The organism is Streptomyces platensis, assembly GCF_008704855.1.
GTDB classification, from domain to species: Bacteria; Actinomycetota; Actinomycetes; order Streptomycetales; family Streptomycetaceae; genus Streptomyces; species Streptomyces platensis.
In genome coordinates this window covers 5,433,738-5,452,247 of record NZ_CP023691.1, presented here as the reverse complement: position 1 = coordinate 5,452,247, position 18,510 = coordinate 5,433,738, and the positions used below count along the sequence as shown (strand labels likewise).

The 18,510-nt window shown below is 70.1% G+C and carries 16 protein-coding genes, 1 pseudogene and 1 riboswitch; of the genes and pseudogenes, 5 read left to right on the top strand and 12 right to left on the bottom strand.

The window, feature by feature from the left end; genetic code table 11:
* Window position 1: 1 nt before the first annotated feature.
* Entirely contained in the window at window positions 2-1,756 is a 1,755-nt protein-coding gene (gene sdhA / locus CP981_RS24240; protein ID WP_085924782.1) for a succinate dehydrogenase flavoprotein subunit, read from the top strand.
* A complete protein-coding gene (locus CP981_RS24235) occupies window positions 1,756-2,529 on the top strand; it encodes a succinate dehydrogenase iron-sulfur subunit (RefSeq protein ID WP_053209451.1) in 774 nt (257 codons plus the stop codon). The genes sdhA and CP981_RS24235 overlap by 1 nt, the downstream gene beginning before the upstream one ends.
* Here the strand turns inward: CP981_RS24235 and CP981_RS24230 are convergent.
* From CP981_RS24230 to CP981_RS24190, 8 genes are all read right to left on the bottom strand, one after another.
* Window positions 2,513-3,340, bottom strand: a complete 828-nt coding sequence (locus CP981_RS24230) for a hypothetical protein (RefSeq protein ID WP_244329772.1) — start codon at window positions 3,338-3,340, stop codon at window positions 2,513-2,515. The two genes, CP981_RS24235 and CP981_RS24230, sit on opposite strands and share 17 nt — an antisense overlap.
* A 271-nt stretch (window positions 3,341-3,611) precedes the next feature.
* Window positions 3,612-4,115 (bottom strand): FBP domain-containing protein, encoded by a 504-nt coding sequence (locus CP981_RS24220; protein WP_085924784.1) that lies wholly within the window; start codon window positions 4,113-4,115, stop codon window positions 3,612-3,614.
* Between the two features lie 112 nt (window positions 4,116-4,227).
* Complete coding sequence (locus CP981_RS24215; protein ID WP_143658874.1) at window positions 4,228-4,827, bottom strand: hypothetical protein; 600 nt, start codon at window positions 4,825-4,827, stop codon at window positions 4,228-4,230.
* 124 nt (window positions 4,828-4,951) lie between these two features.
* Entirely contained in the window at window positions 4,952-6,133 is a 1,182-nt protein-coding gene (locus CP981_RS24210; protein WP_085924786.1) for a S8 family peptidase, read from the bottom strand.
* A gap of 115 nt (window positions 6,134-6,248) precedes the next feature.
* Window positions 6,249-7,682, bottom strand: a complete 1,434-nt coding sequence (locus CP981_RS24205; protein WP_244329771.1) for a hypothetical protein — start codon at window positions 7,680-7,682, stop codon at window positions 6,249-6,251.
* A 69-nt stretch (window positions 7,683-7,751) separates the two neighbouring features.
* Window positions 7,752-8,063 (bottom strand): hypothetical protein, encoded by a 312-nt coding sequence (locus tag CP981_RS24200; protein WP_085924788.1) that lies wholly within the window; start codon window positions 8,061-8,063, stop codon window positions 7,752-7,754.
* A gap of 216 nt (window positions 8,064-8,279) precedes the next feature.
* Window positions 8,280-9,647 (bottom strand): metallophosphoesterase, encoded by a 1,368-nt coding sequence (locus CP981_RS24195; RefSeq protein WP_150522366.1) that lies wholly within the window; start codon window positions 9,645-9,647, stop codon window positions 8,280-8,282.
* Window positions 9,648-9,669: 22 nt separating this feature from the next.
* A complete protein-coding gene (locus CP981_RS24190; RefSeq protein WP_085928684.1) occupies window positions 9,670-9,957 on the bottom strand; it encodes an SCO4848 family membrane protein in 288 nt (95 codons plus the stop codon).
* Between the two features lie 10 nt (window positions 9,958-9,967).
* On the opposite strand from CP981_RS24190, the gene CP981_RS24185 reads away from it, so the two are divergent.
* Window positions 9,968-11,398, top strand: a complete 1,431-nt coding sequence (locus tag CP981_RS24185; RefSeq protein WP_244329770.1) for a D-alanyl-D-alanine carboxypeptidase family protein — start codon at window positions 9,968-9,970, stop codon at window positions 11,396-11,398.
* 115 nt (window positions 11,399-11,513) lie between these two features.
* Here the strand turns inward: CP981_RS24185 and CP981_RS24180 are convergent, their stop codons facing one another.
* The 4 genes from CP981_RS24180 to CP981_RS24165 all read right to left on the bottom strand — a co-directional run bounded on the left by CP981_RS24180 (window position 11,514) and on the right by CP981_RS24165 (window position 16,097).
* The gene (locus CP981_RS24180; protein ID WP_085928682.1) at window positions 11,514-12,521 is read right to left on the bottom strand and encodes a YihY/virulence factor BrkB family protein; all 1,008 of its coding nucleotides are present in this window, start codon (window positions 12,519-12,521) and stop codon (window positions 11,514-11,516) included.
* 172 nt (window positions 12,522-12,693) lie between these two features.
* Window positions 12,694-13,278, bottom strand: a complete 585-nt coding sequence (locus tag CP981_RS24175) for a 2'-5' RNA ligase family protein (RefSeq protein ID WP_085928681.1) — start codon at window positions 13,276-13,278, stop codon at window positions 12,694-12,696.
* Between the two features lie 182 nt (window positions 13,279-13,460).
* The gene (trpS, locus tag CP981_RS24170; protein WP_244330070.1) at window positions 13,461-14,471 is read right to left on the bottom strand and encodes a tryptophan--tRNA ligase; all 1,011 of its coding nucleotides are present in this window, start codon (window positions 14,469-14,471) and stop codon (window positions 13,461-13,463) included.
* A gap of 354 nt (window positions 14,472-14,825) precedes the next feature.
* Window positions 14,826-16,097 carry a serine hydroxymethyltransferase gene (locus CP981_RS24165; protein ID WP_085928680.1) on the bottom strand — a complete coding sequence of 424 codons (1,272 nt, stop codon included), beginning with the start codon at window positions 16,095-16,097 and terminating at the stop codon, window positions 14,826-14,828.
* A 57-nt stretch (window positions 16,098-16,154) separates the two neighbouring features.
* A riboswitch (ZMP/ZTP riboswitch) is annotated at window positions 16,155-16,246 on the bottom strand.
* 130 nt (window positions 16,247-16,376) lie between these two features.
* Here CP981_RS24165 and rocD point away from each other — a divergent pair.
* Entirely contained in the window at window positions 16,377-17,582 is a 1,206-nt protein-coding gene (gene rocD / locus CP981_RS24160; RefSeq protein WP_085928679.1) for an ornithine--oxo-acid transaminase, read from the top strand.
* A 93-nt stretch (window positions 17,583-17,675) separates the two neighbouring features.
* Window positions 17,676-18,505: pseudogene (locus CP981_RS24155) on the top strand (IS5 family transposase).
* Window positions 18,506-18,510 lie beyond the last annotated feature (5 nt).

Here is an 18,510-nt window from a genome sequence, read left to right as displayed (position 1 = left end):
CATGAAGATCCACAAGTACGACACCGTCATCGTCGGCGCCGGCGGCGCGGGCATGCGCGCGGCCATCGAGTCCACGAAGCGCAGCCGCACCGCGGTCCTGACGAAGCTCTACCCGACCCGCTCCCACACCGGCGCCGCCCAGGGCGGCATGGCCGCCGCCCTCGCGAACGTCGAGGAAGACAACTGGGAGTGGCACACCTTCGACACGATCAAGGGTGGCGACTACCTGGTCGACCAGGACGCCGCCGAGATCCTCGCGAAGGAGGCCATCGACTCGGTCCTCGACCTCGAGAAGATGGGCCTGCCGTTCAACCGCACGCCGGACGGCACGATCGACCAGCGCCGCTTCGGCGGTCACTCCCGTAACCACGGTGAGGCCCCGGTCCGCCGGTCCTGCTACGCCTCGGACCGCACCGGCCACATGATCCTCCAGACGCTGTACCAGAACTGCGTCAAGGAGGGCGTGGAGTTCTTCAACGAGTTCTACGTGCTCGACCTGCTGCTCCAGGACGTCGACGGCGTCAAGAAGTCCGCGGGCGTCGTCGCGTACGAGCTGGCCACCGGCGAGATCCACGTCTTCCAGGCGAAGGCGATCATCTTCGCGTCCGGCGGCACCGGCAAGTTCTTCAAGGTGACCTCCAACGCGCACACCCTGACCGGTGACGGCCAGGCCGCGGCCTACCGCCGCGGGCTGCCGCTGGAGGACATGGAGTTCTTCCAGTTCCACCCGACGGGCATCTGGCGCATGGGCATCCTCCTGACCGAGGGTGCGCGCGGCGAGGGCGGCATCCTTCGCAACAAGGACGGCGAGCGCTTCATGGAGAAGTACGCGCCCGTCATGAAGGACCTCGCCTCGCGTGACGTCGTCTCACGCTCCATCTACACGGAGATCCGTGAGGGCCGCGGCTGCGGTCCCGAGGGCGACCACGTCTACCTGGACCTGACCCACCTGCCGCCGGAGCAGCTGGACGCCAAGCTCCCGGACATCACCGAGTTCGCGCGGACCTACCTCGGCATCGAGCCCTACACGGACCCGATCCCGATCCAGCCGACCGCGCACTACGCCATGGGCGGCATCCCGACGAACGTCGAGGGTGAGGTGCTGGCCGACAACACCACCGTCGTGCCGGGCCTGTACGCCGCCGGCGAGGTGGCCTGTGTCTCCGTGCACGGCGCCAACCGCCTGGGCACCAACTCGCTGCTGGACATCAACGTCTTCGGGCGCCGGGCCGGCATCGCCGCGGCGGAGTACTCGGCCACGGCCGACTTCGTCGAGCTGCCCGAGGACCCGGCGCAGCAGGTCGCCGACCAGGTCGAGCGGCTGCGCAACTCCACGGGCAGCGAGCGGGTCACCGAGATCCGCAAGGAGCTCCAGGAGTGCATGGACGCCAATGTGATGGTGTTCCGCACCGAGCAGACGATCAAGTCCGCGGTCGAGAAGATCGGCGAGCTGCGCGAGCGCTACCTGAACGTGTCCATCCAGGACAAGGGCAAGCGGTTCAACACCGACCTGCTGGAGGCCATCGAGCTGGGCAACCTCCTCGACCTGGCCGAGGTCATGGCGGTGTCCGCGCTGGCCCGCAAGGAGTCCCGCGGCGGTCACTACCGCGAGGACTACCCCAACCGCGACGACGTCAACTTCATGCGGCACACCATGGCGTACCGCGAGGTGGGCGCAGACGGCGTCGAGTCGATCCGCCTCGACTACAAGCCGGTCGTGCAGACCCGCTACCAGCCGATGGAGCGTAAGTACTGATGAGCACCCCGACTCTCGACAAGCACTCCGCGGCACTGGACGCGGCCGAGGACGGCGCTTCGCATCTGATCACGGTCACCTTCCGGATCCGCCGGTTCAACCCGGAGATCTCGGAGGACGCCAGCTGGGAGGACTTCCAGCTGGAGATCGACCCCAAGGAGCGCGTCCTGGACGCCCTCCACAAGATCAAGTGGGAGCTGGACGGGTCGCTGACCTTCCGTCGTTCCTGCGCCCACGGCATCTGCGGCTCCGACGCCATGCGCATCAACGGCCGCAACCGTCTCGCCTGCAAGACGCTGATCAAGGACATCAACCCGGAGAAGCCGATCACCGTCGAGGCCATCAAGGGCCTCACGGTGCTCAAGGACCTTGTCGTCGACATGGAGCCCTTCTTCCAGGCGTACCGCGATGTGATGCCGTTCCTGATCACGACCGGCAACGAGCCGACCCGTGAGCGCCGGCAGTCCGCCGAGGACCGCGAGCGCTTCGACGACACGACGAAGTGCATCCTCTGCGCCGCCTGCACCAGCTCCTGCCCGGTGTTCTGGAACGACGGCCAGTACTTCGGCCCGGCGGCGATCGTCAACGCGCACCGCTTCATCTTCGACTCGCGTGACGAGGGCGGCGAGCAGCGCCTGGAGATCCTCAACGACAAGGACGGCGTCTGGCGCTGCCGGACGACCTTCAACTGCACGGACGCCTGCCCGCGCGGTATCGAGGTCACCAAGGCCATCCAGGAAGTCAAGCGGGCGCTGATCACCCGCCGCTTCTGAGCCCTGCGGCGATCCGGGTCCCGACCCGGCCGCCCAGCAGCGCCGGCACCTCCCGAAGGGCCTCGCCTCCGTATCCCCGGGGGCGGGGCCCTTCGGCATGTCCGCTCTCCCGCTCCTTCGCCGGATACACGAGCACCGGCGGCAGCGCCTCGTCCACCAGCGCCACCGGCACATCTCGGCAGAAATACGACGGGACGAGGACCAGCCCCCGCCCTTCCAGGAACAGGTCCCGCTCCACCGGATAGCCCGCCTCCAGCACCGGCGGCCGCCAGCGCATCACCGGCCCGAAGGTCCGCAGCATCGCCTCCGCCCCGGACTGCGCCAGCGCATGCCTGCGCAACGCCCGGTCCGCGCCGACCCGTTCGGCGATCCGGGGCCAGCTCGGCGCCACCGCCCGGTGGTGGTACGTCCGCAGACTGCGCGCGAGATGGCGCAGCGCGGCCGGCTCCCCCTCCGCGATCCCGCGCGCCCAGCCCGGCAGCGCCCGGTGCCCCGACAGCAGCACCAGCTCGGACCGCAGCCGCTCCCGCGGGGTGCTCATCACGGCCTCCAGCCCCGGCTCGACCCCGTCCAGCCCCGCGAACGGCGTGAGGAAGTCCGGGAAGTAGCCGTGCCGCGGCACCAGCGGCAGCAAGGTCCGCAGCGGCCCCGGACCGTGCCGTACGGCATGCTGCCGCCAGGCGGCCAGCGCCGGTTCGGTCCGGCTCTCCCGTAGGGCATGCAGACTCAGCACCGTCTCCCATAACGGGTCGGCCCCTTCGGCCACTCGCGTACGCGCCAGATCCTGCGCGGTGAAGTGCACTCGCAGCACGTTCGTCCCCCTGGTTCCACGCCGCCTCCCCTGCGACGTGCACCGAGGATCTGCCGCCGGCGGACGGGCCGCAACCGGAACTGGTGGGTAGGGTGGGGGATTTGGTGCGGGGGATCTTGGTGGGGCTTCAGCGCGGGCTACGGGGTAGAGGCTTCGGGGCGGGAGGCAACGGGGCGGCCGGCTTGGGGGCGGGAGGGCTTGGCGCGAGCGCCACGGCGGTGGCGGGAGGGCTTGGCCCAGGCGCCACGGCGGTGGCGGGCGCGCCGCTCACTCACTCCCCCTCAAGAACCTTGTCCAGGAAGACATCCAGGTTCCGCACCGTACGGGCGATCCGCTCCTCCAGCGGCAGCGTCTCCTCATGCCGCCCGGCGAGCTGGGACCGCTTGCGTCCGCGGACGTAAAGGGAGCACGCGAGGTCGGCGCACAGATACGTCCCGACGGTGTTCCCCTGCCGCCCCAGCGGCCCGGCCCGCCGCGCGGCGAGCAGACTGACGCCTGACCCGGGATGCCCGGTCACACACACCGAACACACCGTCGTCTTGGTGAAACTCCGCCGCACCCCCTGCGGCCGCCGCAGCGTCACTCCGATGATCCCGCCGTCCCGCGGCGCCACCAGATAACTCCGGTCCGGCGCCCCCGGATCCCGCCACCCCAGGAAGTCCAGATCCCCCCAAGGGAGTTCAGCCAGCCCCACGGGCAAATTGATCCGGCTCGCCTCACCCTTCGAGCAATTGACGAAGGAGGAGCGTATTTCTTTTTCACCTACGGGTTCCATGATGCCCGAAACTAACAGCGGGCCCTGGGAGCCGTCGCCCGATTTATCTCCGGGCGGGGCGGGACGGGAAGCGCACTGTCGAAGCGGCGCCCGGACCGGCCTCGGTGCCGCCTCACTTCCCGATCCTCATCATCCACGACCGGTTGGTCATCAGGTGCAGCCCGGCCTGCTGGGCCCTTGCGGTCCGCTGCTCGCCGGCCTCCGCCCGTTTCCGCGCGGTCTTGTCCCAGTCCGCCGGCTTCAGGAACAGCATGGCGTTACTCCCCGGCACCACCAGGACACCCCCGAAGGGCAGGTCACCCGCCAACCACGCGCCTTCTTCCGCCCCTTCCGGCCACCGCCGACGCCCCGCCGCATTGATCGCCAGCATCAGCGGCGCCCCGTGCTGCCCTCGCGTCGTCACGCGGATCTGGTGGACATCGCCGTACTTGGTCCACTTCGCACGCTTCATGATCACTCGGGGATGGAACTCCAGCGGGTAGTGACGAAGCACTTTCGCGCACTGAAAGACACGGATTCCGTAAACGGCGCGCCACACCGTCAGGATGAGCACGCCCACACCGGCAGGAATGGGCAGGACCGCGAAGAACGAGTTCACCCCCGTCATACGGGAGAACACCACCGGAATTGCCACCAGAAGTCCGGCGATCAGCAAACGCACCGCCATGAGCCGGACCAGCGCAAGCCGATTGGCTCGCAGTATCTGCGCCACGTCCGGTACCTCAGGCGGCGCCGAAGTCTGCGAGCCGTGGGCCACGGCTTTCTCCTTCTGACTCTTCCCGAGACGGCCACGGGCGGCCGCACGGGGTCTTCGCGGTGGGGCTGCGGAAGGCGGCTCAGCCCCAGCTCTGACCGCTGGCGTTCTTGCGGCGACGGGACACCAGGACGATGGCGACGACGGCCCCGATGACCACCAGAGCGCCGACGCCGATGCCGCCGTAGAGCAGGGCCTTGTTCATCACTTCCTTGCCGCCCATCGGCGGGTCGGCGTCCTGCGCGCCGGCGTCCAGCTGCGCGGACGCCTTGCCCTTCGGCATCGGCAGCGGGCCCTCCTTGGAGCCTGCGGGGATGTTCTTCCGCAGGGCGGGGCCGGGCTGGATGTAGCCGTAGCCGTAGTGCGCGTCCGGGAGCTTGAGGCCCTTCTGGTCCTGGGGCAGACCGGCTGTCTTCACCAGACGGTTGGCGATCTGGCCGGGAGTGAGGGAGGGGAACTTCTCCTTGAGGAGGGCGGCTGCGGCGGAGACGTAGGCGGTCGAGCCCGAGTTGCCGTTTTCCGTGTGGTAGCTCGTGTCGTTCTTCCCCGTCGCGGCCGGGATTTTGACGCCAGGCGCGAGCAGATCCATGTCGGAGTTGTAGTTGTTGAACTCAGCCGACTTGCCGTACTCATCGACCGCACCGACACCGATCACACCCGGGCAGCCCACCGGATAGTTTTTATCGGTCACAGATTCGTTGCCCATACCGGCGACCACCACGGCACCCTTTGAAATGGCGTAGTGGATGGAATCGCAGGTGTCCGCCGAACGACCCTCGGTGTAGGACATATTGATGACATCAGCGCCATGGTCCACGGCCCAGCGAGTGGCCAACCCAGAGTTCTTGTACTCCGGCACGGGAAGGATCTTGGCGTCGGGTGCCAGCCCCTTGACGCCCTCGGAGCCCCCCGGGCCGTGGCCGTGGCCCGCGATGATCGCCGCCATGCCGGTCCCGTGGTCGAGGACGCTCTCACCCGGCTTGAGGTCTTGGGCGCCTTCCTCCTGAGTCGCCTTCCCGAAATCCGGCCCAGGAAGGAACTGGCCCTTCAGATCTTGATGGGTCTGCCGAAAGCCGGTGTCGAGCACGGCCACCGTCACGCCCTTACCGGTGGCCTCCTTCCACAGCTGCTCGGCCCCGAACGCCTCCAACGGCCACAGATCCTTGCGCGTCTGATCCGCGGAGGCGGTACCGCTCGCGGTGATGAGCAGCGCGCCGGTCAGCGCGGCACCCACCGTCGCACGCAGTGTTCGGGTGACCCTCATGCTTGGCTCCTTCTCGCTGTGCTGTCCGGCGGAAGTGTTCCATCAGAAGAGAAGGCCCCGCACCCTCGGGTGCGGGGCCACTCCTTACCAGCCGCCGCAGGACGGCGCCGGCGTCCTACTCGATGACGCGGGGCGCCACATTACGTTCCGGCGTCCACGTCTCTTCGTCCTCGACCAGGTAGTCGGGGCGCTGACCAGTGGTGCGCTCCTTCTCCTTCTTGTCCTTGCCCTTGGCTCCGGCGGCGCCCATGCCGGCCTGCTGGCCGCCACGGCTGCGGTGCAGGCCCGCGCCGCCCTGCTTGGCGCCGCCTGCCGGGCCACCCGGCTTGCCAATCAAGCCGCCACGGGTACGCGCCTGCGCACCGCCGCGTCCGGCCACTCCGGCCTTGCCGCCCTTGGCGCCGCCTGCCGCACCCGCGCCCGGCATGCCTCCGCGCATCCCTCCGGCACCAGGCGCACCGCGACCACCACCAGGCCGCAGCGCACCCCCCGGTACACCCATGGGACCCGGCGGCATCGCGCCGCCCGGAGCTCCGCCGGGACCACCGACCACGCCATGTCCGCCACCGGACGGGACACCGTGATGTCCACCGGAAACCGAGGGCGGGGTCATAGTGCCGCCCTGCACGCTGTCGAGCCCGGTCTGGACCGGGACGTCCGGACGGCTGACCTTGGGACCGTCGAATCCGGACGGGACCGCTCCACCGCCCGCGCCGTTGGGCTGGTGCGGGGTGACCGACGACGGGTCCGGGTGGTACCTGTCGGCCGTGTCAGGCATCCGAACCGGCGGCGGATGCGGGGTGTTCGAGGGCTCCTTCGGCCAGTCGCCGTGGAGACCGTCGTCGCCGTCCTCGATCCAGACCTTGGTGCGTCCCTTGTAGTGGTCCGCCAGCTCATCCATCACGATGACCGCCTCGACCTGGCGCTCCTTGGTCAGGGACAGCTTGTCCCGGTTGAGCTCCAGTGCCTGGCGGGCATCCATCTTCGGGTTCGCCATGTCCCGGTGGAACTGGGCGTCGTCGCCGCTGTCGTCCGTGAAGCGGTCCCACTTGCCCGGGTCATGGATCTTCGACATGGCGGTCATCGCCTGGCGGAGATTGTGGGCGAGGCCGACCTGCGGGCCCGACTCACGCGAGCCGATCAACGACGCCTCGGCCTTCCGGGCATGCTGGTACGTCTTGTCGATCTTGCCGAGTACCTTGATGGCTTCCTTGCGGAACGCGTCGGCCGCCGAGCCCTCCCAGTGCGCCGTCGCGTGATCGACGGCATCCATGAACTTCTTACGGACCCCGCCGTGTCCGTCGTGCCCGCCGAGCAGATCGGCGGACTTGCGCCAGTGGTCGCCAGCCGTCTCAAGCGTCTCCGGCTTGGCGTTCTCGATCATCTTGCGGAGCTCGTTGATGCCGTGGTGGTGGAAGTCGGAAGGAGAGTGTGGGGTCAAGCGCTCGCCCTTGAAGGACTTCAGCTTGTTGTCCCGCTCATGCGCGTCGCGCTCCGCCGCCTCCTTCTGCATCCTCTCGCTGGCCCGCCGGCTGTCGTTAGCTTCCATGGGACTAACCACAGCTGCCCCCGTTCATCTTCATCCCTCTCGTCCTCATCCCTGCGTCGCCGTGGAAGGTCAGCCGTTCATCGAGACCTTGGTCTCGTGGTCCTGGTCCTCGTAAGCACCACGGCTCGATTCCGTCTTCTCGCCGAACTTGTGGGTGAGGTCCTGGAGTGCTTTGACGACGTCCTTCAGATACGTCTGCATGCGGTCATGGGCGTGGGAGACTTCCTCCGCTTCGCCGAAGTTGATCCCGAATGCGGACTTCGGAATGTTCGTGCCGTACTCGACGTTCTGGCCGGTTTCATTCATGTCGTGCTGAAGATGCCGAAGCTGGCGCACGACGCCGTCCAGCTCGTCCAGATCAACCTTGAAGTGCTTGCCCATGACACCCTCCCCGTTCCCCGCTCGTCCCCCTCGTGCGCCCGCACAGCCGGCACGGTAAGGACAACGTAAAGTCAATAAATACTAGGGAGTTGCACCCCTGTGTTGCAAGATCGAAAGTCGGGATCTGTCCGATTTAGCGCAGGATTGCGCCGGACTTTGTAGAGGGGTTGTTACCTTCGCGGCGCAACCCCTGCGCGCGGTGATCAGCGTAGCGATCTAAGCGCGCAGGGAGGCGAGTTCGACCACGGTGACGTCGGGCGGTGCGCCGAGGCGTACCGGCGGTCCCCAGGTGCCTGCGCCGCGGGAGACGTAGAGCTGGGTGTCGCCGTAGCGTTCCAGGCCGGCGACGGTGGGGTTGGTGGCGTCGGCGATGTAGGTGAAGGGCCACATCTGGCCGCCGTGGGTGTGGCCGGAGAGCTGGAGGTCCACGCCGTAGCGGACGGTGTCGTGGATGGTGACCGGCTGGTGCGCCATCAGAACCACGGCGCGGGCGGGGTCGCGGTCGCCGAGTGCCTGGTCGTAATCGGGGCCGGCGCGTTCGGTCTGGCCCGCGACGTCGTTGATGCCGGCGAGGTCGAAACCGGGGAGTTCGGTGCGGGCATTCTCCAGCGGGTGGATGCCCAACTCGCGTACGTGGTCGACCCATTGGTCGGCGCCGGAGTAGTACTCGTGATTTCCCGTGACGAAGAAGGCGCCGTGCCGGGACCGCAGTTCGCGCAGCGGCTCGGCGGCCGGGGCGAGGTCGGTGACGTTGCCGTCGACCAGGTCGCCGACGATGGCCACCAGGTCGGGGTGGGTGCGGTTGATGGTCTCGACGACGCGCCGGGTGTGGGCGCGGCCGAGGATCGGGCCCAGGTGGATATCGCTGACGACGGCGATCCGGAAGCCGTGGGCGGTGCGCGGCAGTTTGGCCAGCGGGATGGTGACGCGCTTGACCACCGGGCCGCGGAGGGTGGTGGCGGTGCCGTAGCCGACGGCGGCCGTGGCGGCGAGAGAGGCGCCTGCGGCGACCGCCCGCGCGAGGAAGAGGCGGCGGGGCGGGGTGGCCACCGGCGGCAGGGCAGGCGTACGGGGCGGGAGGAGTGTGGGGGAAGGGGATGGGGATGGGGTGGGGGGTGGAGTGGGGGTCGACGTGAGGGGAAGTTCCGGGGACGGGTTCAGGGACGAGCCAGGGGCCGGGTTGGGGGAAGGGTCGGCCGACGGTGGCGGGGGCTGGGGGCCGGTCCCGCGTGCCGGGGCGGTGGGTGACGGGGTGCGTTCCGGGGCCTCACGGTCGGGCAGGGCCCGTAGCCAGATGGCGCGGACCGCTTCCCCTACCAGCAGCGCCAGTGTGAGATAGAGCACCAGGGCCAGCCAGAGATAGCCGGGCCAGGCCAGTGCCTGCTGGAGGGGGAAGGGGGCGCCGCCGCGGGCGGCCAGCAGGGCGGCGAGGGTGGTCAGGGGGAGGACGAAGGCGGCGACGGTGCCCGTACGGCGGGGCCGGCTGCCGGGGGTGGTGGTGTCACGGACGAGTCGGCACCACAGGTAGCGGTGCACGCCGAAGAAGAGTCCGAGGACCGGGACCACGATCAGCGCGAAGATCACGGCGTCTCCCCGTGCCTGTGATTCAGGAGGCGGACGAGGAGGAGGAAGGCGGCTCGGGCGTGCGGGCGGCGGCTTCGCGGCGCAAGGCCCGTACACCACGGAACCCGATCACCCCGATCGCCGTCCCCAAAAGAAAGGACGCCACCGCGAGCAGCAGATGGACCCAGAAGTAGGCGGTCGGGTCACCCGCATCGTCGAAGGCGAGACCGCTCCCGTCCTGCCAGAGGTTTTTGACGAAAGTGATCCAGATGAACCAGCTCCACACCCCGAAGGCGAGCAGGAACCAGGACACGGGGCGCGAGAGCTTCATACGTCCCAGTATGGGCAGCGGCTCCATCCGGCGGTCGGCAGGGGCACTCTTCCGTGGGGTGCTGTCGGCGTCCCGGGCAAAGGCGGGTACGTTCACCGACGTGCCGACGACCTTCAGTGCTTCCACGGCTTCCACCGACCCGACCGCCCCGAACGCCTCGGCCACGACCGGCAACGCCGGACGTGCGGCGCGACACGGCTTCCCCCTGCGCACCGTCGCCGCACTGGCCTCCTCCGGGCTGCTGGCCACCCCTCTCCTGGCCGGCACCGCCCACGCCGACCCCAAGGGGCCCAAGGCCCCCAAGCCGCCGGCGAAGATGTCGCAGATCGGCGGGGACCGGCTGGGTACGCCCGGCGTCCAGGTGTCCCAGACGCCCGGCGCGCCGAAGCTGCCGGGCCCGGACATCCTCACCGCCCGTTCGTGGATCGTGTCCGACGCCGAGTCCGGCAAGGTGCTGGCCGCCAAGAACGCCCACTGGCAGCTGGCGCCGGCCAGCACGCTGAAGATGCTGTTCGCCGACACGGTGCTGCCGAAGTTCCCCAAGGACCAGAAGCACACGGTCAAGCCCGCCGACCTCGCGGGGATGGGCGCCGGCAGCAGCCTCGTCGGGATAAGGGAGAACCTGAGCTACTCGGTCCACGACCTGTGGCTGGGGGTCTTCCTGCGGTCCGGCAACGACGCGGTGCACACCCTGTCGGCGATGAACGGCGGGACCGCGGCCACCGTCACGCAGATGCAGCGGCACGCGAAGGAGCTCAACGCCCGCGACACGCATGTGGTGACCCCGGACGGCTATGACGCGCCGGGCCAGGTCTCCAGCGCGTACGACCTGAGCCTGTTCGCCCGGTCGGGGCTCCAGAACCCCGACTTCCGGGAGTACTGCTCGACGGCGAGTGCGCAGTTCCCCGGTGACAAGGGCAAGGACGGCAAGCGGGCCTCGTTCGGCATCCAGAACACCAACCGGCTGCTGAGCGGCGATTACGACATCAAGCCGTATCCGGGCATCGCGGGGGTGAAGAACGGCTCGACGACGAACGCGGGCTCGACCTTCACCGGCGTCGCCCAGCGCGGCGACCGCAAGCTCCTGGTCACCGTCATGAACCCGGAGAAGAAGGAGCACAACGAGGCCTACCGGGAGGCCGCCAAGCTGCTCGACTGGGGCTTCGCGGCGGCCGGCAAGGTGGAGCCGGTCGGCCGGCTCGTCGGCCCGCTGAGCGAGGACGACGGCAGCGGCGCGGAGAACGCCAAGGACAAGGGCAAGGGCAAGGACGCGGACCGGAGCACCCAGGCCGCGCTGGACGGCGCCGGCGCCAAGAGCGGCGCCTGGACGGCGCTGGGGCTCACCACCGGGGCGCTGGCGCTGCTCGGCGTCGTGGCGTTCGCCGTGCACCGCCGCTGGCCGCTGCCGGAGCTGGTGCGGGGGCGTCGGCCCCGTAAGTGAGCCCGTGAGGGAGCCCGTAGGGGAGTCCGTACGGGAGTCCGTAAGTGGGCGACGGCGGGCGGGAGATGAGAGCGCGCGGCAGGGGGTGTAGCCGGGGCTACGGATACGGATACGGCTACGCCGCCCGGGGGCGCTCCCGCCCCTCGGGGCCGTCTGGCCTCCCCGGGCCGGCCTGCCCCTCCGGCCCGGCCTGCCGCTCCGGCCCGGCCTGCCGCTCCTGCCCATCTCCCCCGCTCGGCCCCTCCGGCACCTTGAGCTCCTCGCCCTCCCTGTGCCGTTCCCCGTCCGTGGCCGTCCAGGAAGCGCAGTAGACCAGCAGCTTCGCGGTGAAGTTGATCCACAGCAGCAGGGCGACCGGGGTGCCGAAGGCGCCGTACATGCTGCGCGAGGCGACGCCCTGGAGATAGCCGCTGAGCAGCAGCTTCAGCAGCTCGAAGCCGATCGCGCCGAGCAGGCCGGCGACGACGACGGCGCGCCGCGGCGGATGGACGCCGGGCAGCCTGGTCAGTATGTAGGCGAGCAGCAGGAAGTCCGCGAGGACGGCGATGACGAATCCGGCGACGGAGAGCAGCACGCTGCCGATGCCGCCCTCCGGGAGGCCGGTCGCCTCCGCCACCTTGCCCACCGCGGCGGACGCGAACGTCGAACAGGCCAGGGACAGCACCGCGACGCCGCCCACGCCGAGCAGCAGCGCGCCGTCCCGGAGCTTGCCGAGGAAGAAGTTGATGTCCTCGTCGGGCTTCTCCCATACGGCGCGCAGGCAGTCGCGCAGCGATTCGACCCAGCCGATGCCGGTCAGCAGCAGCGCGGCACCGGCCACCAGGCCGACGGTGGCCGCGTGGTCGACGAGTCCGGCGATGTCGAGCCGGTCCGAGAGGCCGGGGAGCTGCTCGGCGAGCTTGTTCTCCAGCGTGTGCAGCCGGGCGTCGCTGAGGAGCGCGGCGCCGATCGCGGCGGCGACGGTGAGCAGCGGGAAGAGCGCGACGAAGCTGGTGAAGGTGATCGCGGCGGCGAGCCTGGTCCAGTGCACCCGGAGCATGCGTTCGTAGGCGCGCCAGAGGTGCGTGGTCATCAGCCGGCGGACGGCCGGTCCGATCACCGGGAGTGTGCTCAACCAGTTCATGGCAGTCCCCTCGTGCCCGGTCGGCCGCCGGGTCGGGCAGGGGTGGCGGCCGGCGCTCCGGGTGTTCCGGCAAGTTCCGGCGGTCCCGGAACACTAGCGTCCGGGTACCCCGGAAACGCGCACACTCATACGTGCCGTACGGCCATCACGGGCCGGGGCGGGGGCGCAGCCGTCAGCAGGAGGTCGCCGGCGGGCGGGAGAGATCGGCGGCCTGGCGGGGGACGGCGGCCGTCCGGGGCCCGAAGGGGTACTCCCGCTCCAGGCGCCACACCTCGTCCGCGCCCTGCTCGTAGAGGGCGAAGCCGCCGATGGTCCACGTCGCGGTGAAGTCCCGGAGCCCGGCCTGGGCGCGGTCCATGTCCTCTTCGCTGATGCCGTGGGCGATGGTCACATGCGGGTGGTACGGGAACTGGAGCTCACGGGCGCAGGGGCCGGAGGCGGCGCGGATCCGGGCCTGGAGGGCGGTGCAGCCCGCGACCCCGTCGGTGACCTTGACGTAGACGACCGGGGAGAGCGGGCGGAAGGTCCCGGTGCCTTCGAGGCGGAGCGGGAACGGGCGGCAGCCCGCGGCGACCTCGGCGAGGTGGCGTTCGATGGCGGGGAGCGCCTCGGTCCCTACCTCCGTCGGCGGGAGGAGGGTGATATGCGTGGGGATGCCGGGTGCGGCAGGGTCCCCGAAGCTCTCGCGCTTCCGCTGAAGGAAGCTGCCGTAAGGCTCCGGGACCGCGATCGAAACGCCCAGCGTTACGGTCCCCACTGCGTTCTCCCTCCTGACGTGTGTACGGCGCGCTCGCGCACCCTCTTAGTGTGCCGGGTGCGCGCCCTTCTCGGGGAGCGTCCTCGGTCCTGTTGCGAGCGGACAAGGGGCCCACGGGCGGGGCCCCCTGGCTCGGCGGGGTCCGCGCGGCCGGCCGTGGCCCGCCGCGCGAGGGGGTGGCGTCAGTGCTTGGCCGGCAGGAATCCGAGCCGGTCATAGGTGGTGGCGAGGGTCTCGGCGGCTACCGCGCGAGCCTTCTCCGCACCCTTGGCCAGGATGGCGTCCAGCGTCTCCGGGTCGTCCAGATATTCCTGCGTACGGTCCCGGAACGGTGTGACGAAATCGACCATCACCTCGGCGAGATCGGTCTTGAGCGCGCCGTACATCTTGCCCTCGTACTTCTGCTCCAGCTCCGGGATCGAGGTGCCGGTGAGGGTGGAGTAGATGGTGAGGAGGTTGGAGACGCCGGGCTTGTTCTCGGCGTCGTAGCGGATCACCGTGTCGGTGTCCGTGACCGCGCTCTTGACCTTCTTCGCGGAGACCTTCGGCTCGTCGAGGAGGTTGATCAGGCCCTTGGGGCTGGCGGCCGACTTGCTCATCTTGGCCGACGGGTCCTGGAGATCGTAGATCTTCGCCGTCTCCTTGAGGATGTACGGCGCCGGCATCGTGAAGGTGTCGCCGTAGCGGCTGTTGAAGCGCTCGGCGAGGTCGCGGGTCAGCTCGATGTGCTGGCGCTGGTCCTCGCCGACCGGGACCTGGTGGGCCTGGTAGAGCAGGATGTCGGCGATCTGGAGGATCGGGTACGTGAACAGGCCGACGGAGGTGCGGTCGGCGCCCTGCTTGGCGGCCTTGTCCTTGAACTGGGTCATACGGGACGCCTCGCCGAAGCCGGTGAGGCAGTTCATGACCCAGCCGAGCTGGGCGTGCTCGGGCACATGGCTCTGGACGAAGAGCGTGCAGCGCTCCGGGTCGAGACCGGCGGCCAGCAGCTGGGCGGCCGCGATCCGGGTGTTGCTGCGCAGTTCCGCCGGGTCCTGCGGAATGGTGATCGCATGCAGGTCGACCACCATGTAGAAGGCGTCGTGGGACTCCTGAAGCGCCACCCACTGGCGTACCGCACCGAGGTAATTGCCGAGGTGGAAGGAGCCGGCAGTGGGCTGAATGCCGGAGAGCACACGTGGACGCTGCTGCATGGCGGAGCCATTCCCCTGGGGGTGGTGGTGGGCGACGGGCGGGCGATCGAGAGCCATGCCATTGATTGTCTCAGGTCGGCAAGGGGGGCCCGGCCTGTGGTGGCGCATGCGGCAACGGGGCCGGCGGCCGTCGGCGCCGCAGCGCCGGTGCGCGGCGCTCTGTTCGGGGCGGGCGGCAGCGGGAATCGCGGGTCGGATGACCGACGGACAGCCGGTCTCCGAGGAAGCCCGGCGTCGGGCGGGGTGCCGGGCGGGGTACCGGTGCGCCGGGAGGGCGGGGTCCCGCTGCCGGTGCGCCGGACCGGCGGGGGGCACGAAGCCGCCCCGCCGGGCGAACCCCACCGCACCGCCCGTTCAGGCCGTCGGCAGCCCCGGCGCCGGGTAGGCGGCCATCAGCTCCGCGACCTCGCCGCGGATCACCGTCAGCGCGCCCTCGTCGCCCTTCGCCGCGGCCTGGACGCTGCGGTCGATCCACTCGGCGACCAGCGGCATCCGGTCCGTGCCCAGTCCGCGGGAGGTGAGGGACGGGGTGCCGATGCGGATGCCGGACGGGTCGAAGGGCTTACGGGGGTCGAAGGGGACGGTGTTGTAGTTGACGACGATGCCGGCGCGGTCCAGCGCCTTGGCGGCGACCTTGCCGGGGACCTCCTTCGAGGTGAGGTCGATCAGCACCAGGTGGTTGTCGGTGCCGCCGGAGACCAGGTCGTAGCCGCGGGCCAGCAGCGCCTCGGCGAGCGCCTTGGCGTTGGCGACGACGGCGTGCGCGTAGTCCCGGAAGGACGGGGCGGCCGCCTCGCGCAGTGCGACCGCGATGGCGGCGGTGGTGTGGTTGTGCGGGCCGCCCTGGAGGCCGGGGAAGACGGCCTTGTCGACGGCCTTGGCGTGGCTCGCCCGGGACATCAGCATCGCGCCGCGCGGGCCGCGCAGGGTCTTGTGGGTGGTGGTGGAGATGACGTCCGCGTGCGGCACGGGCGAGGGGTGGGCGCCGCCCGCGATCAGGCCCGCGATATGCGCGATGTCGGCGACGAGGACGGCGTCGACCTCGCGGGCGATCTCGCCGAAGGCGGCGAAGTCGATGGTGCGGGGGACGGCGGTGCCACCACAGAAGATGATCTTCGGGCGTTCCTTGCGGGCGAGGTCGCGCACCTCGTCGAAGTCGATCAGCGCGGTGTCGGGACGTACGCCGTACTGCACGCCGCGGAACCACGTACCGGTCGCCGAGACGCCCCAGCCGTGCGTGAGGTGGCCGCCCATCGGCAGCGCCATGCCCAGCACGGTGTCGCCGGGCTCGGCGAAGGCGAGGTAGGCGGCGAGATTGGCGGGCGAGCCGGAGTACGGCTGGACGTTGGCGTGCTCCACACCGAAGACGGCCTTGGCACGCTCGACGGCCAGCGTCTCGACCTGGTCGATGTTCTGCTGGCCTTCGTAGTAGCGACGGCCCGCGTACCCCTCGCTGTACTTGTTCTGCAGGACGGTGCCGGTGGCTTCCAGGACGGCGGCGGAGACGTAGTTCTCGCTGGGGATCAGTCGCAGCGTGTCGGCCTGGAGCTGTTCCTCGGCGCCGACCAGTGCGGCCAGTTCGGGGTCGGCGACGCTCAGCGCGGGATGCGAAAGGGACCGGGACATGCGGGGCTGTGACATGGCGTCCTCCGGGGCGGTCGATCGGTGTTGCCGGTCGTGGTCCCGGGGTGCCCAGGCGGGGCGGCACCTCGTGATGGTTGCCGCACACCGCTTCCTCGAGGTTGCTTCCCCGTGCGCCAGTCGCGGTGCGCACCGCAGAGTCTAAGACACCCCCCGGGGCCCTGTCCGGCGGATCTTCGCAGGCCGGGCGGTCCGGGCGGGCGCGACAATGGAGAGGGACGCGGCAGTGCCCGCGCCCGTACGGCCTACCGAACGGAGTCACCGGTGACGTCCACGGAACGCGGCATCGCGGCCGCCGAAGCCCACAGCGCGCACAACTACCACCCGCTGCCCGTCGTCGTGGCCACCGCCGAGGGCGCCTGGGTGACGGATGTCGAGGGCCGCCGCTACCTGGACATGCTCGCCGGGTACTCCGCACTGAACTTCGGGCACGGCAACCGCCGGCTGCTCGACGCGGCCACGGCGCAGCTGGAGCGGGTCACGCTCACCTCGCGCGCCTTCCATCACGACCGGTTCGCCGACTTCTGCACCCAGCTGGCGGAGCTGTGCGGGATGGAGCTGGTGCTCCCGATGAACACCGGCGCCGAGGCCGTCGAGACAGCGGTGAAGACGGCCCGTAAATGGGGCTACAAGGTCAAGGGCGTCCCGGACGGCCGGGCGAAGATCATCGTCGCGGACAACAACTTCCACGGCCGGACGACCACCATCGTCTCCTTCTCCACCGACCCCGAGGCGCGCGCCGACTTCGGCCCGTACACCCCCGGCTTCGAGATCGTCCCGTACGGCGACCTGGCCGCGCTGGAGGCGGCCGTCGACGCCGACACCGTCGCCGTCCTCCTGGAGCCGATCCAGGGCGAGGCGGGCGTGCTGGTGCCGCCGCCGGGCTATCTGGCGGGCGTACGGGAGCTGACCCGCAGCCGGAACGTGCTGTTCATCGCCGATGAGATCCAGTCGGGGCTGGGCCGCACCGGCCGGACCTTCGCCTGTGAGCACGAGGACGTGGTGCCCGACATGTACGTGCTCGGCAAGGCGCTCGGCGGCGGGGTGGTGCCGGTCTCGGCGGTCGTCTCCTCCCGCGAGGTACTGGGCGTCTTCGCACCCGGCGAGCACGGCTCGACGTTCGGCGGCAACCCGCTCGCCTGCGCGATGGCCCTGGAGGTCATCGCGATGCTGCGGACCGGCGAATTCCAGCAGCGGGCCGCGGAGTTGGGCGAGCATCTGCACAGCGAGCTGGCGCAGCTGGCGGCCGGCGGCGCGGTGGCCGCGGTGCGCGGCCGCGGACTCTGGGCCGGCGTGGACATCAACCCGTCGCGCGGCACGGGCCGGGAGATCTCCGAACAGCTGATGGCCCGCGGCGTGCTGGTCAAGGACACCCACGGCTCGACGATCCGGCTCGCGCCCCCGCTGGTCATCAGCAAGGAAGACCTGGACTGGGGGCTCGACCAGCTGCGGGGCGTGCTGGAGGGGTGAGACCGGGGCGGTGCCGGACGCGGGCTGCCCTCGTGTGCGGTCCTCCTAGGGGGTGTCTTCAAATGATCTCGGGTGGTAGATCATGGTGGGGTGATACGTCGCCATGAACTGTCGGATGCCGAGTGGGAGTTCGTCCGGCCTCTGCTGCCTGAATCGTTGCGGGGGCGGAAGCGGTTGGATGACCGCACTGTGCTCAACGGGATCGTGTGGAAGTTCCGGACCGGCACGGCCTGGCGGGATGTGCCTGAGCGGTACGGCCCGTGGGCCACGCTGCACACCCGCTTCCGTCGCTGGGCCCTGGACGGCACCTTCGAGCGGATGCTGCAGGCCGCCCAGGCGAGGGCGGACGAGGCGGGGGACATCGACTGGCTCGTGTCGGTCGACTCCACCGTCGTCCGTGCCCACCAGCACGCCGCCGGGGCCCGAAAAGGGGGCTCCAAAGCCCCGGACTCGGACGCTCCCGGGGCGGTCTGACCAGCAAGATTCACCTCGCCTGCGATGCCACCGGCCGTCCGCTCGCCTTCCTCGTCACGGGCGGGAACACCAACGACTGCACCCAATTCACCGCCGTGATGGACGCGATTCGGGTGCCCCGAACCGGCCCCGGACGGCCACGGGTCCGGCCCGCCCACGTGCTGGGCGACAAGGGCTACAGCTCCAAGGCCATCCGGACCTGGCTGCGGCGACGAGGCATCGGCCACACCATCCCCGAACGAGCCGACCAGATCCGCAACCGCCTCCGGCGCGGCAGCCACGGCGGACGCCCGCCAACCTTCGACAAGCAGCTCTACAAACAGCGCAACGTGGTCGAACGCTGCTTCAACCGCCTCAAGCAGTGGCGCGGCATCGCCACCCGCTACGACAAGACCACCGAGTCCTACCAAGCCGCCGTCACCCTCGCCTCGCTCCTGATGTGGGCGTGATATTT

What these genes read in the sequence shown, in the direction of transcription:
- trpS (WP_244330070.1), bottom strand. Translation starts at nt 14,471, where the DNA reads ATGCAGCAGCGTCCACGTGTGCTCTCCGGCATTCAGCCCACTGCCGGC.
- CP981_RS24180 (WP_085928682.1), bottom strand. Translation starts at nt 12,521, where the DNA reads ATGAACTGGTTGAGCACACTCCCGGTGATCGGACCGGCCGTCCGCCGG.
- CP981_RS24210 (WP_085924786.1), bottom strand. Translation starts at nt 6,133, where the DNA reads ATGAGGGTCACCCGAACACTGCGTGCGACGGTGGGTGCCGCGCTGACC.
- CP981_RS24235 (WP_053209451.1), top strand. Translation starts at nt 1,756, where the DNA reads ATGAGCACCCCGACTCTCGACAAGCACTCCGCGGCACTGGACGCGGCC.
- CP981_RS24205 (WP_244329771.1), bottom strand. Translation starts at nt 7,682, where the DNA reads ATGGAAGCTAACGACAGCCGGCGGGCCAGCGAGAGGATGCAGAAGGAG.
- CP981_RS24185 (WP_244329770.1), top strand. Translation starts at nt 9,968, where the DNA reads ATGGGCAGCGGCTCCATCCGGCGGTCGGCAGGGGCACTCTTCCGTGGG.
- CP981_RS24190 (WP_085928684.1), bottom strand. Translation starts at nt 9,957, where the DNA reads ATGAAGCTCTCGCGCCCCGTGTCCTGGTTCCTGCTCGCCTTCGGGGTG.
- sdhA (WP_085924782.1), top strand. Translation starts at nt 2, where the DNA reads ATGAAGATCCACAAGTACGACACCGTCATCGTCGGCGCCGGCGGCGCG.
- CP981_RS24220 (WP_085924784.1), bottom strand. Translation starts at nt 4,115, where the DNA reads ATGGAACCCGTAGGTGAAAAAGAAATACGCTCCTCCTTCGTCAATTGC.
- CP981_RS24165 (WP_085928680.1), bottom strand. Translation starts at nt 16,097, where the DNA reads ATGTCCCGGTCCCTTTCGCATCCCGCGCTGAGCGTCGCCGACCCCGAA.
- CP981_RS24200 (WP_085924788.1), bottom strand. Translation starts at nt 8,063, where the DNA reads ATGGGCAAGCACTTCAAGGTTGATCTGGACGAGCTGGACGGCGTCGTG.